The organism is Streptomyces sp. SAI-127 (genome assembly GCF_029894425.1).
GTDB lineage: Bacteria > Actinomycetota > Actinomycetes > Streptomycetales > Streptomycetaceae > Streptomyces.
Window position 1 is genome coordinate 7251347 of record NZ_JARXYJ010000001.1, and the last position, 17355, is coordinate 7268701.

Sequence of the window (17355 nt, forward strand, 5' to 3'; positions counted from 1 at the left end):
CGATCAGCCGCAGCAGCCTCCGCCGCAGCAGCCGCCTCCACCGCCACCCGCCTGGGGCGCCGGGGCCGACGCGGACGCCGAACCGCCCACCGCCACCGTCGACAGCAGCTTCACCGTGTCGTCGTGGCCCGCCGGGCAGTCGGCGGGGGCGGAGGACTCGGCCATGGGACGGCTCAGTTCGAAGGTGTCGCCGCAGGTCCGGCAGCGGTACTCGTAGCGAGGCATGAGCACAGGTTAACCGGCGCCCCGGCGGGGTGCCCGAATTATGATCTTTATCCGGTTAGCATGCGGGGGTTCTCTGCCGACGATCAACCGTGGGGGAACCCCTTGGCTGTGCGACACCATCCCGAACTGCTCGCCGCCGCCCGGTACTTCGGGCGGCGCCGCTTTCTCACGGTCACTGCGGCGGCCGCCGCCCTCGCGTTCAGCACCCAGCTGCCGGCCCGGGGCGCGGCGGGCTCCACCGGACTCGACGCGGCGAGGATCTCCAGCGATCCCTTCACACTCGGCGTCGCCTCCGGGGACCCGCTGCCCGACTCCGTGCTGCTGTGGACCCGGCTCGCCCCCGCCCCGTTCGAGCCGGACGGCGGTCTGCCCCAGCAGTACGTCACCGTCCAGTGGGAGATGGCCCTCGACGAGCGCTTCAGCGCACCCGTCCGCAGTGGCGTCGGCATCGCCTACCCCGAGTACCACCACACCCTGCACATCGACGTCGCGGGCCTCGAGCCCGACCGCGTCTACTACTACCGGTTCAAGACCGGATCATGGATCAGCGAGACGGGCCGTACGCGCACGGCGCCGGTCACCACTGCCGCCGCCGCGTCGCTCTCCTACGCCGCCGTCTCCTGCCAGGCCTACCACGACGGGTACTTCACGGCGCACCGCCATCTCTCCCGGGACGACGTCGACGTGGTCTTCCACCTCGGCGACTACCTGTACGAGTACGCCGTGAACGCCACGGGCGGCCACCGCGGCTACACCGACCGCAAGCTGCCCGGCCTCTTCAACCGTGAGGCCATGACGCTGCAGGACTACCGGCTGCGCTACGCGCTCTACAAGAGCGACCCGGACCTGCGGGCGGCCCATGCCGCGCACCCCTTCGTCGTCACCTGGGACGACCACGAGACCGAGAACAACTACGCGAACGCCATCAGCGAGAACAACGATCCGCCGGAGGCGTTCCTGCTGCGCCGGGCCGCCGCCTACCGGGCGTACTGGGAGAACCAGCCGCTGCGCGGCGCGCAGTTGCCGAACGGGCCCGACGCGCGGCTCTACCGTCGTCTCCAGTGGGGCACCCTCGCCCAGTTCGACATCCTCGACACCCGGCAGTACCGCTCCGACCAGGTGTACGCGGACACCAAGCACACCGGCGGTCCCCTCCAGGACGACCCGGCGCGCACCATGACCGGGGCGGCGCAGGAGAGCTGGCTGATCGACGGCTGGCGTGACTCGCGGGCCCTGTGGAACGTGATGCCGCAACAGGTCTGCTTCTCGCAGCGCAAACTCGACCTCACGTCGGAGCCCATGATGTCCATGGACGCCTGGGACGGCTACCGGGCCTCGCGTCGCAGGATCCTCGACGGCGCGAAATCGGCCGGGGTGGAGAACCTGGTGGTCATGACCGGGGACGTGCACGTCGGCTACGCCTTCGACATCAAGGACGACTTCGATGACCCGGCCTCCAGAACCCTGGGCACGGAGTTCACCGCCACGTCGGTCGCGAGCGGACGGGACGGCGCCGAACGGCCCCCCACCTGGGACACGTACCTCAGGGCCAACCCGCATCTCAAGTTCTACGACGGGCGCCGCGGCTATGTGAGGGTCACACTCGACCGGCAGCAGGCGCAGGCCGACTTCAGGACCGTGTCCGCCGTGACGACGCCGGGTGCGCCGGTCACCACCGCCGCGTCCTTCGTGACGGAGGCCGGCAACGCCGGCCTCCAACCGGCCTGAGGACGGCCCGTCGGCATCCCGTGCTCCGCCGGGCGGCCCTCTCTTGTCGTCCGATGCGTGGAACGGGCACGAATCGGACATCGTCCGTGCCCTTCCCGGCAAAGCCTAGGGATTCGAGACCTTTACTCACACCCGAGGAGATGCCTGATGGTCCACAGACACGCTTCGGCCGGCTGTGCCGCGCTGACGCTGCTCAGTGCCCTCGTGCTCACGGCGCTGCCCGCGGCCGCGGCCGTCGAGCCCCCCGCGCCGACGACGGTGCCCTCCGCCGCCGAGACGCTCGGCGCGAACGATCCCTCGCCCGAGGTCCTGCGGGCGCTGCAGCGTGATCTGCGCCTGACCGAGGCCCAGGCCAGGACGCGCCTGGTCAACGAGGCCGAGGCGGGCACTCGCGCGGGCCGCCTCCAGAACGCGCTGGGCAAGCGCTTCGCGGGAGCCTGGGTGAGCGGCGACACTTCCGCGGACCTGACGGTGGCGACCACCGAGGCCGCGGACAGCCCCGCCATCGAGGCCGGTGGAGCGCGGGCGGTGGTCGTCAGGACCCCGCTGCAGGACCTGAAGACCGCCAAGGCGAGGCTGGACGCTTCCGTGACCGGCGAGGCCCTGGACACTCCGGTCCGGTACATCGACGTACGGACCAACCGGGTGACGGTGCAGGCGAAGAGCCGCGCCGCCGCGGACACACTCATCGCGGCCGCGGGCGTCGACAGGGCGATCGTGCGCGTCAAGGTGTCGGCCGACCAGCCGCGCGCCCTGTACGACATCCGGGGCGGCGACGCCTTCTACATCGACGGCACGGCCCGCTGTTCCGTGGGGTTCGGCGTCACCAAGGGCAGCCAGCACGGGTTCGCGACGGCCGGCCACTGCGGGAAGGCCGGGGCGAAGACCACCGGGTTCAACCAGGTCGCCCAGGGCACCTTCCAGGCGTCCGTCTTCCCCGGCCAGGACATGGCATGGGTGGGCGTCAACAGTGACTGGACTGCTACGCCCGCCGTCAGGGGGGAGGGCGACCAGGACGTTCAGACCGCCGGCTCGGTGCAGGCCCTGACGGGTGCCGCGGTGTGCCGGTCCGGTTCCACCACCGGCTGGCACTGCGGCACGATCCAGCAGCACGACACGAGCGTCAGCTACTCCCAGGGCACCGTCGACGGCGTGACCCGTACGACGGTATGCGCGGAGCCGGGCGACTCCGGTGGCTCGTACATCTCCGGGGCCCAGGCCCAGGGCGTCACGTCCGGCGGGTCCGGCGACTGCACGAGGGGCGGAACGACCTTCTACCAGCCGATCAACCCGCTCCTCAGCACGTACGGCCTCACTCTCAGGACGAGCACGGCCGAAAGCGGTACCACCGCCCCCGAGGACGGTCAGGAGGGTGGCTGGGCCGCCGGTCGGGTCTACGAGGTGGGAGCGCAGGTGATCCACGACGGCGTCTCGTACGAGTGCCTGCAGCCCCATCAGGCGCAGGCCACGTGGCAGCCCGCCCTCACTCCGGCCCTGTGGCAGCGCGTCTGAGGACGCGGTGACGTCGGCGATGCCTGACTCGCCGGCCCGCTACATCTCTGCCAGCAGGGTGTACGCGGTCGGCACGAAGGCATCGCGGGCGCGGAAGCGGCGGGTGCACATTGCGGCCAGCGCCGTTCCGATGTCGGGCCGGAAGCCCAGGAAGGCCTGCTGACCGAGTGTCGCCCCGCCGTTGGAAGTACATGGGACCGCACTCCGTGGGGTGCTGGAACCAGGCCACCGTGTGCACCTGCCGGTGCCCGAGACCGCGCCGGAGCACGGGGCGGCGTACCGCGCGCAGCGCACCGGTCAGTGGCCTGTCCGACGGATCGAGATGTGCCTCCAGGAACGTGAGCAGGTCGTGCGGGGTGGCCCGGACGGCACCGGCCGCCTGGAAGCCGCCGACGGTCAGCGGCGGAACGGGCGTGGTGCCGTCCTTGCGGTGCCCGCCGGCGTCGGTGTCCGGGCCGCCGGGGGCGAGGGTGGCGCCGCTCAGCCCGAGCGGATCCAGCACACGACCGGTGAGCAGCTCGTCCCACGGGGTGGCGGTCGCCGCCGCCAGGGCGTGACCGAGGACGGCGACACCGAAGTTGGAGTAGTGCCAGCGGGTGCCGGGCCGGTGGCGCTGCCGGTGGCGCAGAAAGGCGTCGACCACGCGCTCGGCCGGATAGCGGGCGTAGGGGTTGGTGCGCCACGTCGGCAGCGCCCTGACGAAGAAGTCGCCGGGCAGGCCGGGCAGTCCGGAGGTGTGGGTGATCAGATGGGCGAGGGTGACGGGATCCCCGCCGGGCCGCCGAGCCGGATCCAGCAGGGCGGCGGCGGGCTCGCCCGCGGACAGCAGACCCGTCTGGGTCAGATGGGCCAGCAGCAGTCCGGTGAACGTCTTGGAGGCCGAGCCCATTTCGTAGCGCAGCCGATCGCGGGGAACGGGCGGGGGCGGCGCGGTACCGCCGGTGCGCACGGTGCGGCGACCGTACCGGGAGAGGGCGAAGACGACGTCGGGCGCGTCCACGGCGGCAACGGCCTCGTCGAGCCGCCGCACCGCCTCGTCGTCGTCGAGTGTCCCCCTCCACGTCACGCCGGTGACGTCGGGCGGGACGCCCGGCCAGGGGGCGGGACGCGCGGGGTGTGCGCCGACTGTCATGACGGTGCGTGCGCCAGCCGCGTCAGGGCGCGGGACGTGGCCAGGACGGAGGCGAAGGCGGCGACCAGCGTCGGGTGGTAGACGACGTCGAAGACCTCGTCGGGTGCGCCCTCAGGCATATGGCGCACGGCGGGCATCGCGCCGTCGGGCTGCTGGGCGGCGGCGAAGCCTTCCCAGGCCCGCTCGTCGAAGGTGGGGCGGGGCAGACAGGCATCGACGACGAGCAGTTCACCGAGCAGGTCCCAGCGTTGCAGGTCGAGCCAGTCGTCCAGCCAGGCCGGCAGCCAGTCCGCGAGGTAGCCGGCCACCTCGGCCGGCAGACCGTCGGGGTTCTCTCCCCAGTCGGTGAGGTGGAAGACGGTGTGGGTGATGTCGTAGGCGATGTGCCCTTCCACGGTCCAGGGTTCGGGTGAACGCCCCAGCCACGTCGCGCCGACGACGTCGGCCTCCGGAACCCGGGCCGGCAGGCCGAAGCGGCGCTGGAAGGCGGACAGGCCGAGGCGCCGGACCGGTGACATCTCCAGGGCGGCGTAGCTGTCCAGCCGCTGGTTGAGCCGGAAGGCCCGCTCGGCCTCGGGGCTGCTGTAGCCCAGCTCCTTGAACGGCAGGTACACCTCGAAGGGGATGGGCGAGATGGGCTCGGTGCGCTGGCCGCGCACCAGCATCCGGCCGCCGTCCAGGGTGTGACACCAGGCGTGGTCGATCAACTGCCGTGCCAGCGCGGCCTGTCGGGATCCGGCCACGCCCTCGCGGAACAGCACCTTGCAGATGAGGGCGAGTTCACCGACCGGTTTGAAGCGTTCCAGGAAGCCGATCTCCGGGTCGGCGTCCAACTCCAGCCGGAATCCGTCGCGGTGGGCGTGCAGCCACTCGAGAGCGCCGACCCCGACGTTGTGGATGAGACGCGTGTTGGTCATCCCGGCACTCCCTGTCCGCCGTCCGCCGCAACCGCCTGCGCGTCCCCGGCCGTCTCGCGCAGCCGGTTGACGGTCAGCACGGCGGCGAAGGCCGTCATCAGTGTCGAGTGGTAACAGTCGATGAAGTCGGGATCGGTCGTACGGCTGCCCCGGCCGCCGACCTCCGGGACGGCACCCGAGTCGTTCTGCGCCACCGAGAGTCTGGCCCAGGCCTCCTGGAACAGGGCGCGGTCCGGCGGGCCGGGCAGACTGCTCGCCACGGCCAGCAGTTCGCAGCTCAGGTCCCACTGCTCGTCCTCCAGACAGGTGTCGAGCCAGGGCGCGAGCCAGTGCCGGAGGTAGGCCGCGACGGGCGGGGGTACGGCCTGCGGGGTCAGGCCCCAGTCGGTGAGATGGAAGATCACGTGGGTGAGCGTGTAGCCGGCGGCCAGCTCGAACGTCCACGGTTCCGGTAGGCCGGCGAGCCAGGTGCGGCGCAGTGCCCGCGGCATGTCCTCGTGTTCCGGGAGGCCGCTGCGGCGCTCGGAGTTGAGCACGCTCAGGCGTCGGTTCGGTTCCTGCTCCGTCAGGTGCCAGCCTCGGGTACGGGCCACCGTCGCGGTGGCGCTCTCGTAGCCGGCGTGGCGCAGGCCGGCCGACGCGAATGCCGCGTAGACCTCCAGGGGATAGGTCGCGAAGGGTTCGAGGCGCTGCAACTCCACGAAGAGCGCGCCGCGCCCGGTCTGTTGCCACGCAAAGGACAGCAGGTCGGACGCCAGCACGTGGAGCGGGTCGGCCGGATCGGTGTGCCGTCGTACGCACACGCACACCTGGGCCAACTCACCGAATGGTTTCCAGGTGGTGTTCACGTTGCCGTGCTCGGCGAGCGCGTCGTCGCCGAGCGCGAATTGCTCGCGGTGGGCGGAGACCCAGGCCAACGCGGCCTCGCCCAGGGCCCGGACCTCGCGCGTCGCCCGGACCTCGTGCGCCGTCACACCGGCACTCCGGCACGCATCAGTTGAGCGGCCTCGACCTGGAACGCCACGCGGGCGTCCTCGCCGCCCATCTGCGCCACGAACTCCAGCCCGGTGTCCAGGCCCAGCGTCTGCGGCACCTCGTCGAGGAGGACCAGCCAGCGTCCCGCTCCGGCCGCCTGGAGCCAGTCGCGGCGGCGGACCGCCCGTACGAATCCCCGGGCCACGTCGAGCGGGCGGCGGCGCGCCACTCGGGCCACCGCGCAGTCCTCGCCGGGGAGCGCGAGCGGGGCGAGCACCGCGAGTTGATGGGTCAGGACCTGCCACGGCGCGTCCTCGAGCCAGGCCGCCTCGGGCTCGGTGTCGTCGCCCGACGCGCCGTCGAGGGACGCGTCCAGCCGCAGCAGCGCCCGCCGCATGGCCCAATGGCTCCACACCGAGGTGGGAGGGGCTCCGGCGGGTGGTGGGTAGGCGTGCACGGCCCTGCTGAACACGGTGAGATCGTCCGATTCGGGGGGCGCGCAGCGCAGCAGGACGCTCGGCAGGACGACATCGGCTCCGACCACCCGTACGGCGGCGAGGGCCGGGTCGGCGGTCGCCTGGGGGCCGTTCCCCCGCCCGACCGTGCCTGCGAGCCGGAAACGGTCTCCGCTCCGAAGAGCGGAGACCAGTTCCGACATGAGGTCCTGCACCGCGCCCGCGAGGCGGGTCGAAGTGCCTGACTGCTCCATTCGGGTTCTCCCGTCAGCCCTTCTTCGGCCGTGGCGTCGGAGGCGAGAGCAGGAGTTGGCTCGACGACGACACCAGAGCGAGCGCCGCGCACTGGCGGCTGTCGCGGTAGTAGCCGTCGGCCTCGACGGGGTCGAGAGCCGCTTCTACGTCGATGCCGGGGGCGTCGGTCAGGTCGTCGAGCAGGAACTCGGTGGAAGACATACCACCATCTCCTTTACGAGAGATATGCGGGTCTCATTCCATGTCACCCCATTCGAGCGATCTATGCAAAAGAGAGCGATTTGTCTATCTCGTGCGAGATTCAATCTCCCGCTCGCGAGTAGTTGACGAGTGACGCACTCTCAGTGCGAGCCCCCGCGCTCCTCGCGGATCTGCGAGACCACCCGAGCCACCGACTGCCGTACCGCTTCCGTCTCGGTGAGGAAGTGCCAGTAGTCGGGGTGGCGGCCCTCCAGCGTGCCGATCGCCCGGTCCAGGCGGGCCACGGAGTCGTCCAACGGGCGTGCGTGCCTGGGTTCGGGGGTGTTGCGGCCGCTCATGGCGAGGCGCTGGGCGTCGCGGATGGCGAAGCGCGTGCGGTCGATCTCCTGCTGGGGGTCCTTCTGCACGGCGTTCAGCCGGTGCAGCCGGTCGCCGGCGGCGGAGACTGACTCGTCGGTGGTTTTGAGCAGGGCGCGGACGGTGGAGAGCAGGGCGGTCGCGTCCGGCCAGCGCTGTTCGTCACGCGCGGCGCGGGCCTCGCGAAGCTTCTGCTCGGCCTGCCGTACGTTCTCCGTGGCCTGGTCCGGGACGTGCTGGAGGTCCTGCCAGCAGGCGGCCGTGAACCGGCGGCGCAGTTCGCTGAGCACCGGGTCGACCTGGCCCGCGCGGGTGGTGAGGGCCTCGGCGCGGGTGCGGAGGGAGACGAGCCGGTGGTCGATCTCCGCGGCCCGCTCCGGCAGCCGCTCGGCCTCCACCCGGATCGACTCGGCCTCCCGCGCGACCCGTTCGGCCCGCTCCAGGGTCTGTGGCACGCCGTGCTGTCCCGCGCCCTGGTTGAGCTTGGTCAGTTCGGGTCCCAGGGCGGCGAGCCGGGCGGCGAGGTCGTCCGCCGTCAGCCCCGACTCCCGTACGGCGTCCAGGGCGTTGGAGGCGGCCAGCAGCCCCTGCCGGGCCCGCTCGACGGCCGGGGCGAGGCGGGCGAGCTGGGTCTCGGCCTTGCCGAGCAGCGGTCCGAGGCTGTCGCCGAAACGGTCCAGCTCCCGCTTGACGTTGCCGAGGTCGTCCTTGGCCCGGGTGAGCTCGGTACGCGCGTGTGCGGCGGCCGAGGCCTCCAGGTCGTCCCGGTCGAGGTCATGGGCGTCGACGGCCTCGATGTAGCGCTGACTGGCCTCGTCGATCCGCCCGCTGACCGCCTGGAAGTCGGCGACCGCCCGCCGGGCGGCGGGGGAGTCGTCGACGGCCGTGATGGTCTCTATCGAGATCCGCAGATCCCGCTGGGCGGTGTCCAGCTCGTAGAAGGCGGCCGCGGCGGCGTCCTTGGCGGCCTGCGCCTCGGCCCGCTGGCTCTCCGCCCGCCCGCCGAACCAGCGCCGGGTGCCGCCGCCCGCGAACGCGGCCGGCAGGGCGAGGGCGACGAGCAGGGGCAGCCCGACGAGGGTGAGGGTGTCCTTGAGCCCCTGGCGGGGTGCGCGCGGCACCATCGGCGACGAGTACGGCTGCGATGGTGTCGCCGTCACATCCCTCTCCCGTGCTGTGTTCCGTCCTGGCGGTGCCCGATGTCATTCTCCCACCGGTAGAGGACGAACACACGGGCCGGTCAGTTCGCGGTTCGGACCGTGACTTTGCCGTCTCCGCTCTGGGCGGACACGACGTGGTCGCTGGAGTCGGACCGGGGCACGGACACGTCGACCCCTCCGTCGCCGGTTTTGGTGTCCACGCGGTAGGTGGCCTTCGGCAGCTCGACGGTCACGGAGCCGTCGCCGCTGCGGGTCTCCACCCGGTCCGGTACGGCGCCGAGTTCGAGGTGGAGCGAGCCGTCCCCGGTGCGGGCGGTGATGCGGCGGGAGGTGACCTCCGCCCTCATGGAGCCGTCGCCGGTGTGCAGCTCCAGCGGCCCGCTGGAGTCGGTGACCCGCACGGAACCGTCACCGGTGCTGATGCTCAGCGGCCGGGTGAATCCCCGGGCCCGCACACTGCCGTCGCCGTCCTGGACCTTCACGCTGATGTCCCGCGGCACCTCGATGCGGTGCTTGGCCGCGCAGTCGGCCACGACACCGCTGCACTTCATGCGCAGCACCAGCCGGTCGTCCTTCATCGACCAGGTCACCTCGGGGTCCTTGCCGAGGGCGACGGTCCCCTGGAACCAGCGGGTGACCTCGACCGTGCCCGCCTTGTTCGAATCGGCGGCGACGATCTCCAGTGCCGAGTCGTCGGAGTCGACGGTGAGGGTGCGGCCGTGTAGCGCGAAGGACTTGTGGTCGGGGGTCTTGTCGTCCCCGGCGGAGGCGCCGCAGGCGGTGGCCCCCGCGACGACGAGCGCGACGACCCCGGCCGCGGCGGCGGCACGTACGGGAACGGAACGGACCATGACGATCTCCCCCTGAGCTAGCCCTGAGCGGGCGGCCGCGGGCAGTCCGCGACCCTGGTTCGAGGCTAGGGACCGGGGCTCCCGCGGGGGATCCGGGCCGCTCCCGGATAGGGGGTGGGGTTTTCCCCCGTATCGACCCTGACGCCTGCCCTGACTCCTGCTCCGACTCCGCCGGGCCCCCGGCAAAGAGTTTGCAGGACAGGGTCCCGGGCAAGGTAGGCTGTCGACTCGTCTCGGGTGCGTAGCTCAGGGGTAGAGCGCCTGCCTTACAAGCAGGATGTCGGCGGTTCGAAACCGTCCGCGCCCACACCGGAAGAGGACCCCGGCCGATCTCGGCCGGGGTCCTTCGTCGTTCAGCCGGCTTCCGGCCCGCGGGACGCGTGCTTCAGCCTGGTGCGGGCGTCCACGCGTTCCGGTGTCGCCACGTCCGTCCAGAAGCGGTGGGTGGTGACGAAGACCGCGAGTTCGTGTTCGCGCTGCCGGAGCTTTTCCACCTCGGCCTGTTCGTCGGGGGTCCAGCCGGGGGAGGCGGGGCGCTCCACCTTCCGCCAGCCGGTGCTGTCACTGAAGCCGTCCAGCGGCGCGACCGACCAGGGAAGCCGCTTGAGCAGGGCCGACAGCTCGGCCCGGACCTGATGCAGCTCCTCCTGACCGGCGAGGAGGTCACTCGGAAAGTCATAGGTCGTAGCCACGCCACAATGCTACGCCTGTTCGATTTTGGGTTGCGAGTGGCTTCGGGAGGTTCATGCGAACGGGGGCGTTCGATCCCTCCCGCCTCCTGCACGCGCGGGAAGCGTCCGCCCCAGGCTGGCGAGCGGGGACAGGGCCAGCACCACCGGGGACAGCAGCATGCCCGCGGCCGTCACCAGGAGGTTGGTGCGCAACCCCCACTCCTGCGCGAGGAATCCGCCGAGGAGGGAGCCGAGCGGGGTCATCCCCATACCGACGAACGTGATCGTGGCGGACGCGCGGCCCTGCATCCCGTCCGGGGTGGCCGTCTGCCGGACGGCCATGACCATGACGTTCACCAACTGGCCGCCCGTCCCGAACACGAAGCCGACCGCGAGGAGCACGGGGAGCGTCACCGCGGCGGAGCCGTGCAGCGCGGGCACGCACAGGAACGCGCCGTCGCCGAGTGCCGCCGCGGACACGAGCACCACGCCGTAACCGAACCGGCCCGGCAGCCGGGCGGCCAGCACCGAGCCCAGGAGCGCGCCCGGCCCCGTCGCCGCGAGCGCCAGCCCGACGGCGGTGCCCGACAGGTGCAGCTCCCGCGGCAGGAAGAGCAGATAGACGGTCATCATGGCCGCGAAGCAGAACTGGAAGGCGGCCGAGGCGAGGCACACGGTCCGCAGCGAGGTGTCGCCGACGACGAAACGGAGGCCCTCGTGAATGCGCCGCCCCATGCGAGGGGGACGTTCCGAGCGCTCCGGTATCGCCTCGCGGCGACGGATCCGTCGGATCGACAGGAACGACAGGGCGAAGAACAGCGCGCTGCCGGCGGCGGCGATCGGCGCCGAGAGCAGGGACACCAACGCACCGCCGAGGGCGGGGCCGCCGATCTGCGCCGCGGACCGGCTGCCCTCGAGCGCGCTGTTGCCCCGCACCAGCTGATCGCGTCTCACCAGCCGTACGAGAGACGCCTGGTACGCCACGTCGAAGAACACGGACAGGGCGCCCACGGTGAAGGCGACCACGAGCAGTGCGGGCAGGCCGAGCAGGCCGAAAAGACCGCCCAGGGCGGCGGCGCCCAGTGCCAGGGCCCGGCCGGCGTCCGTCAGCACCATCACCGTGCGGGTCCGCCATCTGTCCACCCACGCGCCGGCGAAGAGCGAGAGCAACAGGATGGGCGCCTGTCCGACAGCGCGGAGGATGCCCAACTGGCCGGCACTGGCGTCGAGTGTCAGGACGGCGAAGAGCGGCAACACCAACAGACTTGTGTGCTCGCCGAGTTGGGAGACGGTCTGGCCCACCCAGAGGCGACGGAAGTCACGGTCCCGCCACAGACTCGACGGGGCGGGGCGACCGGAATCGGACACGGCGGAGGAAAAGGAGGAAGCGGACGGCACGGGGACCCTTCGATCGAAGGCTTGCTGTGCCACACCATCAAGGGCAGCACGCGATGACAGGCCGGACGGCCTACGACGTCAACGCGCGCTCGGAAGACCGACCATGTCCTCGCTCCTCTTCGGTCACTCGCCGAAGCAGAACATTAGCCGGGCGAGGCGGGGTAATGGGAGGTCGATCAGCCCCTGTTGAGGAGGTTGAGGAGTCAGTGTCGCGAAGGAGCCGAGGATGACCGACGACGCCTATCTGTTCCTGCTCGACGACGCGTCCGCGCAACTCGGCGTGCCCCCCGCCGCCGTCGGCGATCTCGCGTGCATGGAGACTCCCGCGGTGCGCGCGTGGCTGGACGCGCAGGGAACCACGGCGACCTCCCCGCAGCTGCGTCTGCTGCCACCTGAGGAGACCGCCGCCGTGCCCGAGGGGGCCGAGCGACTGCCGGTGCCGCTGAACGACGAGGAACTGAACCGGCTCCGCCACCACCTGGCACCGGAACCGATCGCCGGGGTCGAGGAGGAGCTGCTCGCCTACCGCGAGTCCGCGGACGGCCGGGACGACCTGATCGGCCGCGCACTGGCCGCGGGTGTGCCGCCGCACCGCGTCGTCGAGCTGACCGGGGTGGATCCGGCGACGGTGACCGCCGCCGCGCAGGGCTGAGGACGAGACTGCCGTCCGGCCTCACGCGTCTGCGTCGGCCGCGGGCGTGCCGCCGCGCCGCATGGTCGAAGTGACCGGGGTGGACCCGGCGACGGTGACCGCCGGGGCGGAGGGCTGACGATGAAGCTGCCGCCCGGTCTCCCAGGCCTGCGCCGGCCGCGGGTGTGCCGCCGCACCGCGTCGTCGAGCTGACCGGGGTGGATCCGGCGACGGTGACCGCCGCCGCGCAGGGCTGACCGTGCTGGCTTCAGACACCCGGGCCGGGGTCCGGATGGACGGCCGACTTGATGCCGGCGCGGGCCGCTTCCAGTTGGGCGGCGAAGGCGATGCCCAGGAAGAGCGCGACGGCGGTGAGGTTGGCCCACAGGAGCAGGGCGATGAAGGCGGTGAGCGGCCCGTACACGGCGCCGAAGGCACCGCTCTCCTCGACGTACAGGGCGAGCAGCCAGGTGGCCGCCACCCACAGCAACAGATGTACGGCCGAGCCGAAGGCCAGCCAGGTGTAACCGGGCTGCACGCGCCGCGGCGACCAGCGGAAGATCACGGCGGAGGCCACCCAGGCCAGCGCGAGCCCCACGGGCAGGTCGAGCACACCCCACCAGCGCGGCCCGCCGCCGTCCCGGCCCGCGGACGCGGCCACCGCGTCGCCCACGGCCTCACCGGCCACCAGCGCGACGAACCCCAGCACCAGCGGCAGACCGGCGGCGAGCGCGAGGACGAGCCCGCGCGCGTACTTGCGCGGGAAGGGCCGGTCCCGCTCGATGCCGTAGATGCGGTTCGCGCCGCGTTCGATCTGGCCCATGGCCGAGGCGAGGTTCAACAGCGCGAAGCCCAGACCGAGCCACAGGGCGAGCGTGCTCCAGACATCGCCGTGCGCGGTGCGCCGCGTCCCGTCGAAGGCGTCCTTCACGATGTCGGCGCTCGCGCCCGGCACGATCCGGCCGAGGGTGAGCTCGATGATCCGGCCCACGCCCTCCGTGTGCACCGAGGTGGCGAGGCCGACCAGTGCCACAGTGCACGGAACCAGCCCGAGCACCACCTGGAAGGCGAGGGCGCGGGCGTTGGTGAAGCCGTCGGCGTAACGGAACCGCGCGAAGGAGTCGGCCAGCAGCCGCAGCCCGCCGTAGTGGCGCAGGGCGGTGAAGGCCTCGTCTCCGGAGAGCTCGTCCCCGATCATGTCCCTGGTCTGCGGGACGCGGACGACGGTACCCATGGCGCGGACGCTCCTTGCTCGGACGGCTGGTCCCTGTGCGGTTGCCCCGAGAACCAAGGTTGTCAGCGTCGTCCGCCGAACTCCCACTCGTGGACCTCCACGGCCGCGTACCGGTCCGCGGTCAGCACCGCCCGAGCCCCCTCCGGGTCCGGGGCACGGACCAGGGCCGCCGTGCCCAGCCAGGCGTCGGCGTCGTCGGACAGAAGAGGACCGTAGGCGATCAGGTCGTCCCTGTCGGCCGGTACGGCGAGGTCGACGGCCTCTCCCGCGCCGAGACCGAGCACCAGATACCGGTCGCCACCGGTCCGGCCGCCCGGGAAGTCCCACATGGTGCGGCCCAGCAGATTGCGCCAACGGCGCAGGAGTACGTCCCGGTACGCACCCGCCTGATAGTTGGGCTCGTCGAACGCGAAAGCGCGGGCGGCCGCCGGATCGGGCAGCTCGACGATGTGTACGCTCCCCGTCGGCGCCTCACCGCCGACGGCGAACGTCGGCCCACGGGCGATCAGTTCGGCCGCGTACCGGTCCATGTAGGACCAGTGCGCTTCCGTCAGCTCCTCGCGCAGTGACAGGGAGCCGGGCCGGTCACGGTGGTAACAGAAGAACTCCATGACCACGGAGCCTTGTCCACGGGCGGCCTCATCTCAACGGCATTTCGTGCCCCGCTTTCGTCCAAGCGTCGTCGTTTCTTTGTCCATGGACCGACTCGCGGTCGGGACGCGAGGGTCGGCTCATGAAGGCGGATCTTGAGGATTGTCGTGCATAGCCCGGTGATCGGACGGTCGCGGATGCCAAGGGGGCTTGTCGCGTTGGCCGTCGGTGGGTTCGGGATCGGGTTGACCGAGTTTCTGATCGCGGGGCTGCTGCCCCAGGTGGCGGCGGGTTTCGCGGTGTCCGAGGCGGCAGCGGGGCGGCTGATCTCCGGATACGCGGTGAGCGTGGCGGTCGGTGCGATCGCCCTGACCGCGGCGACCGCGCGGCTGCCCCGCAAACACGTGCTGGTCGGCCTGGTGGTGTTGTTCGTCCTCGGCAACCTGCTGTCCGCGATCGCGCCGAGTTATCCGGTGATGCTGCTCGGTCGGATCGTCGCGGCGCTGTGTCACGGCTCGTTCTTCGGCATCGGCTCCCTGGTCGCGCGCAGCCTGGTCGCGCCGGAGCGCGCGTCCCGCGCGGTGGCCGTCATGTTCGCCGGGCTGACCGTCGCGAACGTGCTCGGTGTGCCGTTCGGCGCGCTGGTGGGGGAGCGCTGGGGCTGGCGGGCCGCGTTCTGGGCGGTCACCGTGATCGGCCTGCTCGCGCTCGTGGGAATCGTCGCGTTCGTGCCGAGCCACGTCGGACAGACACCGCCGACGGTCCCCACCGGCCTGCGCGCTCAGCTCGGCGCCTTCCGGTCCGGGCAGGTCTGGCTGACCCTGGTCGCCACCGCGCTCGGCTACGGCGGGATGTTCGGCGCGTTCAGCTACATCGCCTACACGTTCACCGAGGTCACCGGCTTCTCCTCGGCGGATGTCGCCTGGCTGCTCATGGTGTACGGCGTCGGCCTGGTCGTCGGGAACCTGATCGGCGGGCGGGCCGCCGACCACGACCGTGACCGCGCGCTGGTCCTCGCCCTGGTCGGGCTCACCGTCACCTTGGTGGTGTTCGGGCTGCTCGCCACCAGCGCCACGGCCTCGGTGGTGCTGGTGTTCCTGATGGGCGTGTTCGGGTTCGCCGGGGTGCCCGGCATGATCACCCGCGTCACCGACTACGCGCACGGGGCCGCCCTGGCCGCCAGTGCCAACGTGTCCGCGTCCAACATGGGCAACGCGCTGGGCGCCTGGGCCGGAGGCCTCGCGATCACGGCGGGCCTCGGCTACACCGCACCGCTCTACGTCGGCGCCGGCATCGTGCTCACCGCCGTCTTCGTCATGACCGTCGCCGCGCATCGAGCGAGGCCGGCCGTAAGGCAGGCCCGCGCGTCGGCGGTCCGGCGATGACTTTCGCGCGCGGGGCCGGTCTCAAGGGGGACGAGGAACGCCCTGAGAGAGGACCGGCCATGGAGAACCCTCAGCACGTGAACACGAGGCCTGCCGCGGACATGGAACCGCAGACCGCCGCGGGCAAGGTGCTCTGGCACTTCACGATGTCGCTGGACGGGTTCGTGGCGGGCCCCGGGCACGGGATGGACTGGATGACGGGGTTCTCGTTCCGGCCCGGTCTCGTCGAGGAGTACGCCGGAACGACCGGCGCCGTGCTGGGCGGGCGGGACGGCTGGGACGCCTTTCCCGACGCCGGTGGTATCTACGGCGGGGCGTGGCAGGGAGCGGTGTTCGTCCTCACGCACCACCCCGAGGACGCGCCGAGCGCCGACGGCGTGACCTTCCTGAGCTGTGACGTCGCCGAAGCGGTCCGGATCGCGCTCAAGGCCGCCGGCGGCAAGAACGTCGAGGTCCTCTCACCCACGATCGGCCGCCAACTCCTCGAACGCGGACTGATCGACGAGATCGACCTCCACATCGCGCCCGTCCTGCTCGGCGACGGCATCCGGCTGTTCGACAACCCCGGCGGCGCTCCCCTCCGCCTCGAACTCCTCAACGGCGGCGACCGCACGGCCGCGGTGAACGTGCGCTACCGACCCGCCACGACCGAGCCCAGCCAGTCGGTCAGGTGACGGCCGACCTCCTCGGGGCGTTCCTGCTGGATCCAGTGTCCGCAGCCGTCGAGGAGATGGGCGCCGCGGAGGCCGGGGAGGGTGGTGGGAAAGGCGTCGATGGCGTCGGAGAGCCAGGTGGTGGAGGCGTCCAGGGTGCCGCCCAGGAAGAGAGAGGGCTGACGGATCGGCGCGCCCGCGTGGGCGGCCAGATCCTTCCAGTCCCGGTCCATCGCGCGGTAGCGGTTCAGGGCACCGGTCAGGCCCGTGCGCTCGAACTCGCCCGCGTAGACGTCGAGATCGTCCTCGGTGAGCCAGCCCGGGAGGCGGTCGGCGGGGAAGCGGTCGCGGAGCCGGCCGCCGGGTGCGACGAAGTGGGGGTCGGCGGGCATGAGGTGGGCGTCGGCCGTGGGCATCGTGTCGGCGGAGAGCGCGGCATAGAAGCCGGCCAGCCAGCCGCGGACGTCCGGTTCGATCTCGCGCTCGGCCCGGCCGGGCTCCTGGAAGTAGGAGACGTAGAACTCCTCCTCCCCGCCGAGCCGCGCGAAGACCTCGCTGGGGCGGGGGCCGCCGGGCGGGGTGTACGGCACGCTCAGCAGGGCGACCGCGTGGAAGACGTCCGGCCTGAGCAGCGCCGAGTGCGCGGCGATGGCCGCGCCCCAGTCGTGCCCGACGACCACCGCGGAACGCTCGCCGAGTGCCTCCACCACGGCTGCGTTGTCCTCCACCAGCTGGGTCATCCGGTACGCCGCCACCGCCTCCGGCTTCGAGGAGCGGCCGTATCCGCGCACGTCCACGGCGACCGCGCGGTAGCCGGCCGCGGCCAGCACCGGCAGCTGGTGGCGCCACGAGTACCAGGATTCCGGGAAGCCGTGCAGCAGCAGGACCAGGGGCCCGCTGCCCTGCTCCACGAGATGGATCCGGCCGGCGGGACCGGGGACCAGACGGTGGGTGCGGTGCGGCATGTGTCCTCCGTGCGTACGGCGGTGCGGTGGCGGCTCACGGACTGCGGCTCACGGCGATC

At 71.9% G+C, this 17355-nt stretch carries 17 protein-coding genes, 1 tRNA gene and 1 pseudogene; 6 read left to right on the top strand and 13 right to left on the bottom strand.

Going from position 1 to position 17355, the window contains the following annotated elements:
• Positions 1–3 precede the first annotated feature (3 nt).
• The gene (locus M2157_RS33375) at positions 4–225 is read right to left on the bottom strand and encodes a zinc ribbon domain-containing protein (protein ID WP_280867058.1); all 222 of its coding nucleotides are present in this window, start codon (positions 223–225) and stop codon (positions 4–6) included.
• A 102-nt stretch (positions 226–327) separates the two neighbouring features.
• Between M2157_RS33375 and M2157_RS33380 the strand changes: the two genes are divergently transcribed.
• Both M2157_RS33380 and M2157_RS33385 read left to right on the top strand, forming a co-directional pair.
• The gene (locus tag M2157_RS33380; RefSeq protein WP_280867059.1) at positions 328–1953 is read left to right on the top strand and encodes an alkaline phosphatase D family protein; all 1626 of its coding nucleotides are present in this window, start codon (positions 328–330) and stop codon (positions 1951–1953) included.
• Positions 1954–2100: 147 nt separating this feature from the next.
• Positions 2101–3465 (top strand): carbohydrate-binding protein, encoded by a 1365-nt coding sequence (locus M2157_RS33385; protein WP_280857312.1) that lies wholly within the window; start codon positions 2101–2103, stop codon positions 3463–3465.
• A 39-nt stretch (positions 3466–3504) separates the two neighbouring features.
• Here M2157_RS33385 and M2157_RS33390 read toward each other — a convergent pair.
• The 7 genes and pseudogenes from M2157_RS33390 to M2157_RS33420 form a co-directional block, all read right to left on the bottom strand.
• A pseudogene (locus tag M2157_RS33390) lies at positions 3505–4597 on the bottom strand (serine hydrolase domain-containing protein).
• Complete coding sequence (locus M2157_RS33395) at positions 4594–5514, bottom strand: hypothetical protein (protein WP_280867060.1); 921 nt, start codon at positions 5512–5514, stop codon at positions 4594–4596. Before M2157_RS33395 ends, M2157_RS33390 begins: the two are co-directional and overlap by 4 nt.
• Positions 5511–6488 (bottom strand): hypothetical protein, encoded by a 978-nt coding sequence (locus tag M2157_RS33400; RefSeq protein ID WP_280867061.1) that lies wholly within the window; start codon positions 6486–6488, stop codon positions 5511–5513. The genes M2157_RS33395 and M2157_RS33400 overlap by 4 nt, the downstream gene beginning before the upstream one ends.
• Positions 6485–7198, bottom strand: a complete 714-nt coding sequence (locus M2157_RS33405; protein WP_280867062.1) for a hypothetical protein — start codon at positions 7196–7198, stop codon at positions 6485–6487. The genes M2157_RS33400 and M2157_RS33405 overlap by 4 nt, the downstream gene beginning before the upstream one ends.
• A gap of 13 nt (positions 7199–7211) precedes the next feature.
• Positions 7212–7400 carry a hypothetical protein gene (locus M2157_RS33410; RefSeq protein WP_059205712.1) on the bottom strand — a complete coding sequence of 63 codons (189 nt, stop codon included), beginning with the start codon at positions 7398–7400 and terminating at the stop codon, positions 7212–7214.
• Between the two features lie 140 nt (positions 7401–7540).
• A complete protein-coding gene (locus M2157_RS33415) occupies positions 7541–8917 on the bottom strand; it encodes a hypothetical protein (protein ID WP_280867064.1) in 1377 nt (458 codons plus the stop codon).
• Positions 8918–8997: 80 nt separating this feature from the next.
• Complete coding sequence (locus M2157_RS33420) at positions 8998–9768, bottom strand: DUF4097 family beta strand repeat-containing protein (protein ID WP_280857306.1); 771 nt, start codon at positions 9766–9768, stop codon at positions 8998–9000.
• A gap of 235 nt (positions 9769–10003) precedes the next feature.
• On the opposite strand from M2157_RS33420, the gene M2157_RS33425 reads away from it, so the two are divergent.
• Positions 10004–10075: transfer RNA gene (locus M2157_RS33425), tRNA-Val, on the top strand.
• A gap of 46 nt (positions 10076–10121) precedes the next feature.
• Here the strand turns inward: M2157_RS33425 and M2157_RS33430 are convergent.
• Complete coding sequence (locus tag M2157_RS33430) at positions 10122–10460, bottom strand: hypothetical protein (RefSeq protein WP_059205715.1); 339 nt, start codon at positions 10458–10460, stop codon at positions 10122–10124.
• 51 nt (positions 10461–10511) lie between these two features.
• Complete coding sequence (locus M2157_RS33435) at positions 10512–11837, bottom strand: MFS transporter (protein ID WP_348541812.1); 1326 nt, start codon at positions 11835–11837, stop codon at positions 10512–10514.
• 226 nt (positions 11838–12063) lie between these two features.
• On the opposite strand from M2157_RS33435, the gene M2157_RS33440 reads away from it, so the two are divergent.
• On the top strand, positions 12064–12489 hold the full coding sequence (locus M2157_RS33440; RefSeq protein WP_280867065.1) for a DUF6003 family protein: 426 nt from the start codon (positions 12064–12066) through the stop codon (positions 12487–12489).
• 247 nt (positions 12490–12736) lie between these two features.
• Here the strand turns inward: M2157_RS33440 and M2157_RS33445 are convergent, their stop codons facing one another.
• Positions 12737–13702: a YihY/virulence factor BrkB family protein gene (locus M2157_RS33445; protein ID WP_280867066.1), complete on the bottom strand. Its 966-nt coding sequence runs from the start codon at positions 13700–13702 to the stop codon at positions 12737–12739.
• Between the two features lie 62 nt (positions 13703–13764).
• Positions 13765–14313 carry a YciI family protein gene (locus M2157_RS33450; RefSeq protein ID WP_280867067.1) on the bottom strand — a complete coding sequence of 183 codons (549 nt, stop codon included), beginning with the start codon at positions 14311–14313 and terminating at the stop codon, positions 13765–13767.
• A 177-nt stretch (positions 14314–14490) separates the two neighbouring features.
• Here M2157_RS33450 and M2157_RS33455 point away from each other — a divergent pair, with 177 nt between their 5' ends.
• Both M2157_RS33455 and M2157_RS33460 read left to right on the top strand, forming a co-directional pair.
• Entirely contained in the window at positions 14491–15678 is a 1188-nt protein-coding gene (locus M2157_RS33455) for an MFS transporter (protein WP_280857302.1), read from the top strand.
• 77 nt (positions 15679–15755) lie between these two features.
• Positions 15756–16352, top strand: a complete 597-nt coding sequence (locus M2157_RS33460) for a dihydrofolate reductase family protein (RefSeq protein ID WP_280857301.1) — start codon at positions 15756–15758, stop codon at positions 16350–16352.
• Here M2157_RS33460 and M2157_RS33465 read toward each other — a convergent pair.
• Entirely contained in the window at positions 16310–17296 is a 987-nt protein-coding gene (locus M2157_RS33465; RefSeq protein WP_280867068.1) for an alpha/beta hydrolase, read from the bottom strand. The two genes, M2157_RS33460 and M2157_RS33465, sit on opposite strands and share 43 nt — an antisense overlap.
• Positions 17297–17355 lie beyond the last annotated feature (59 nt).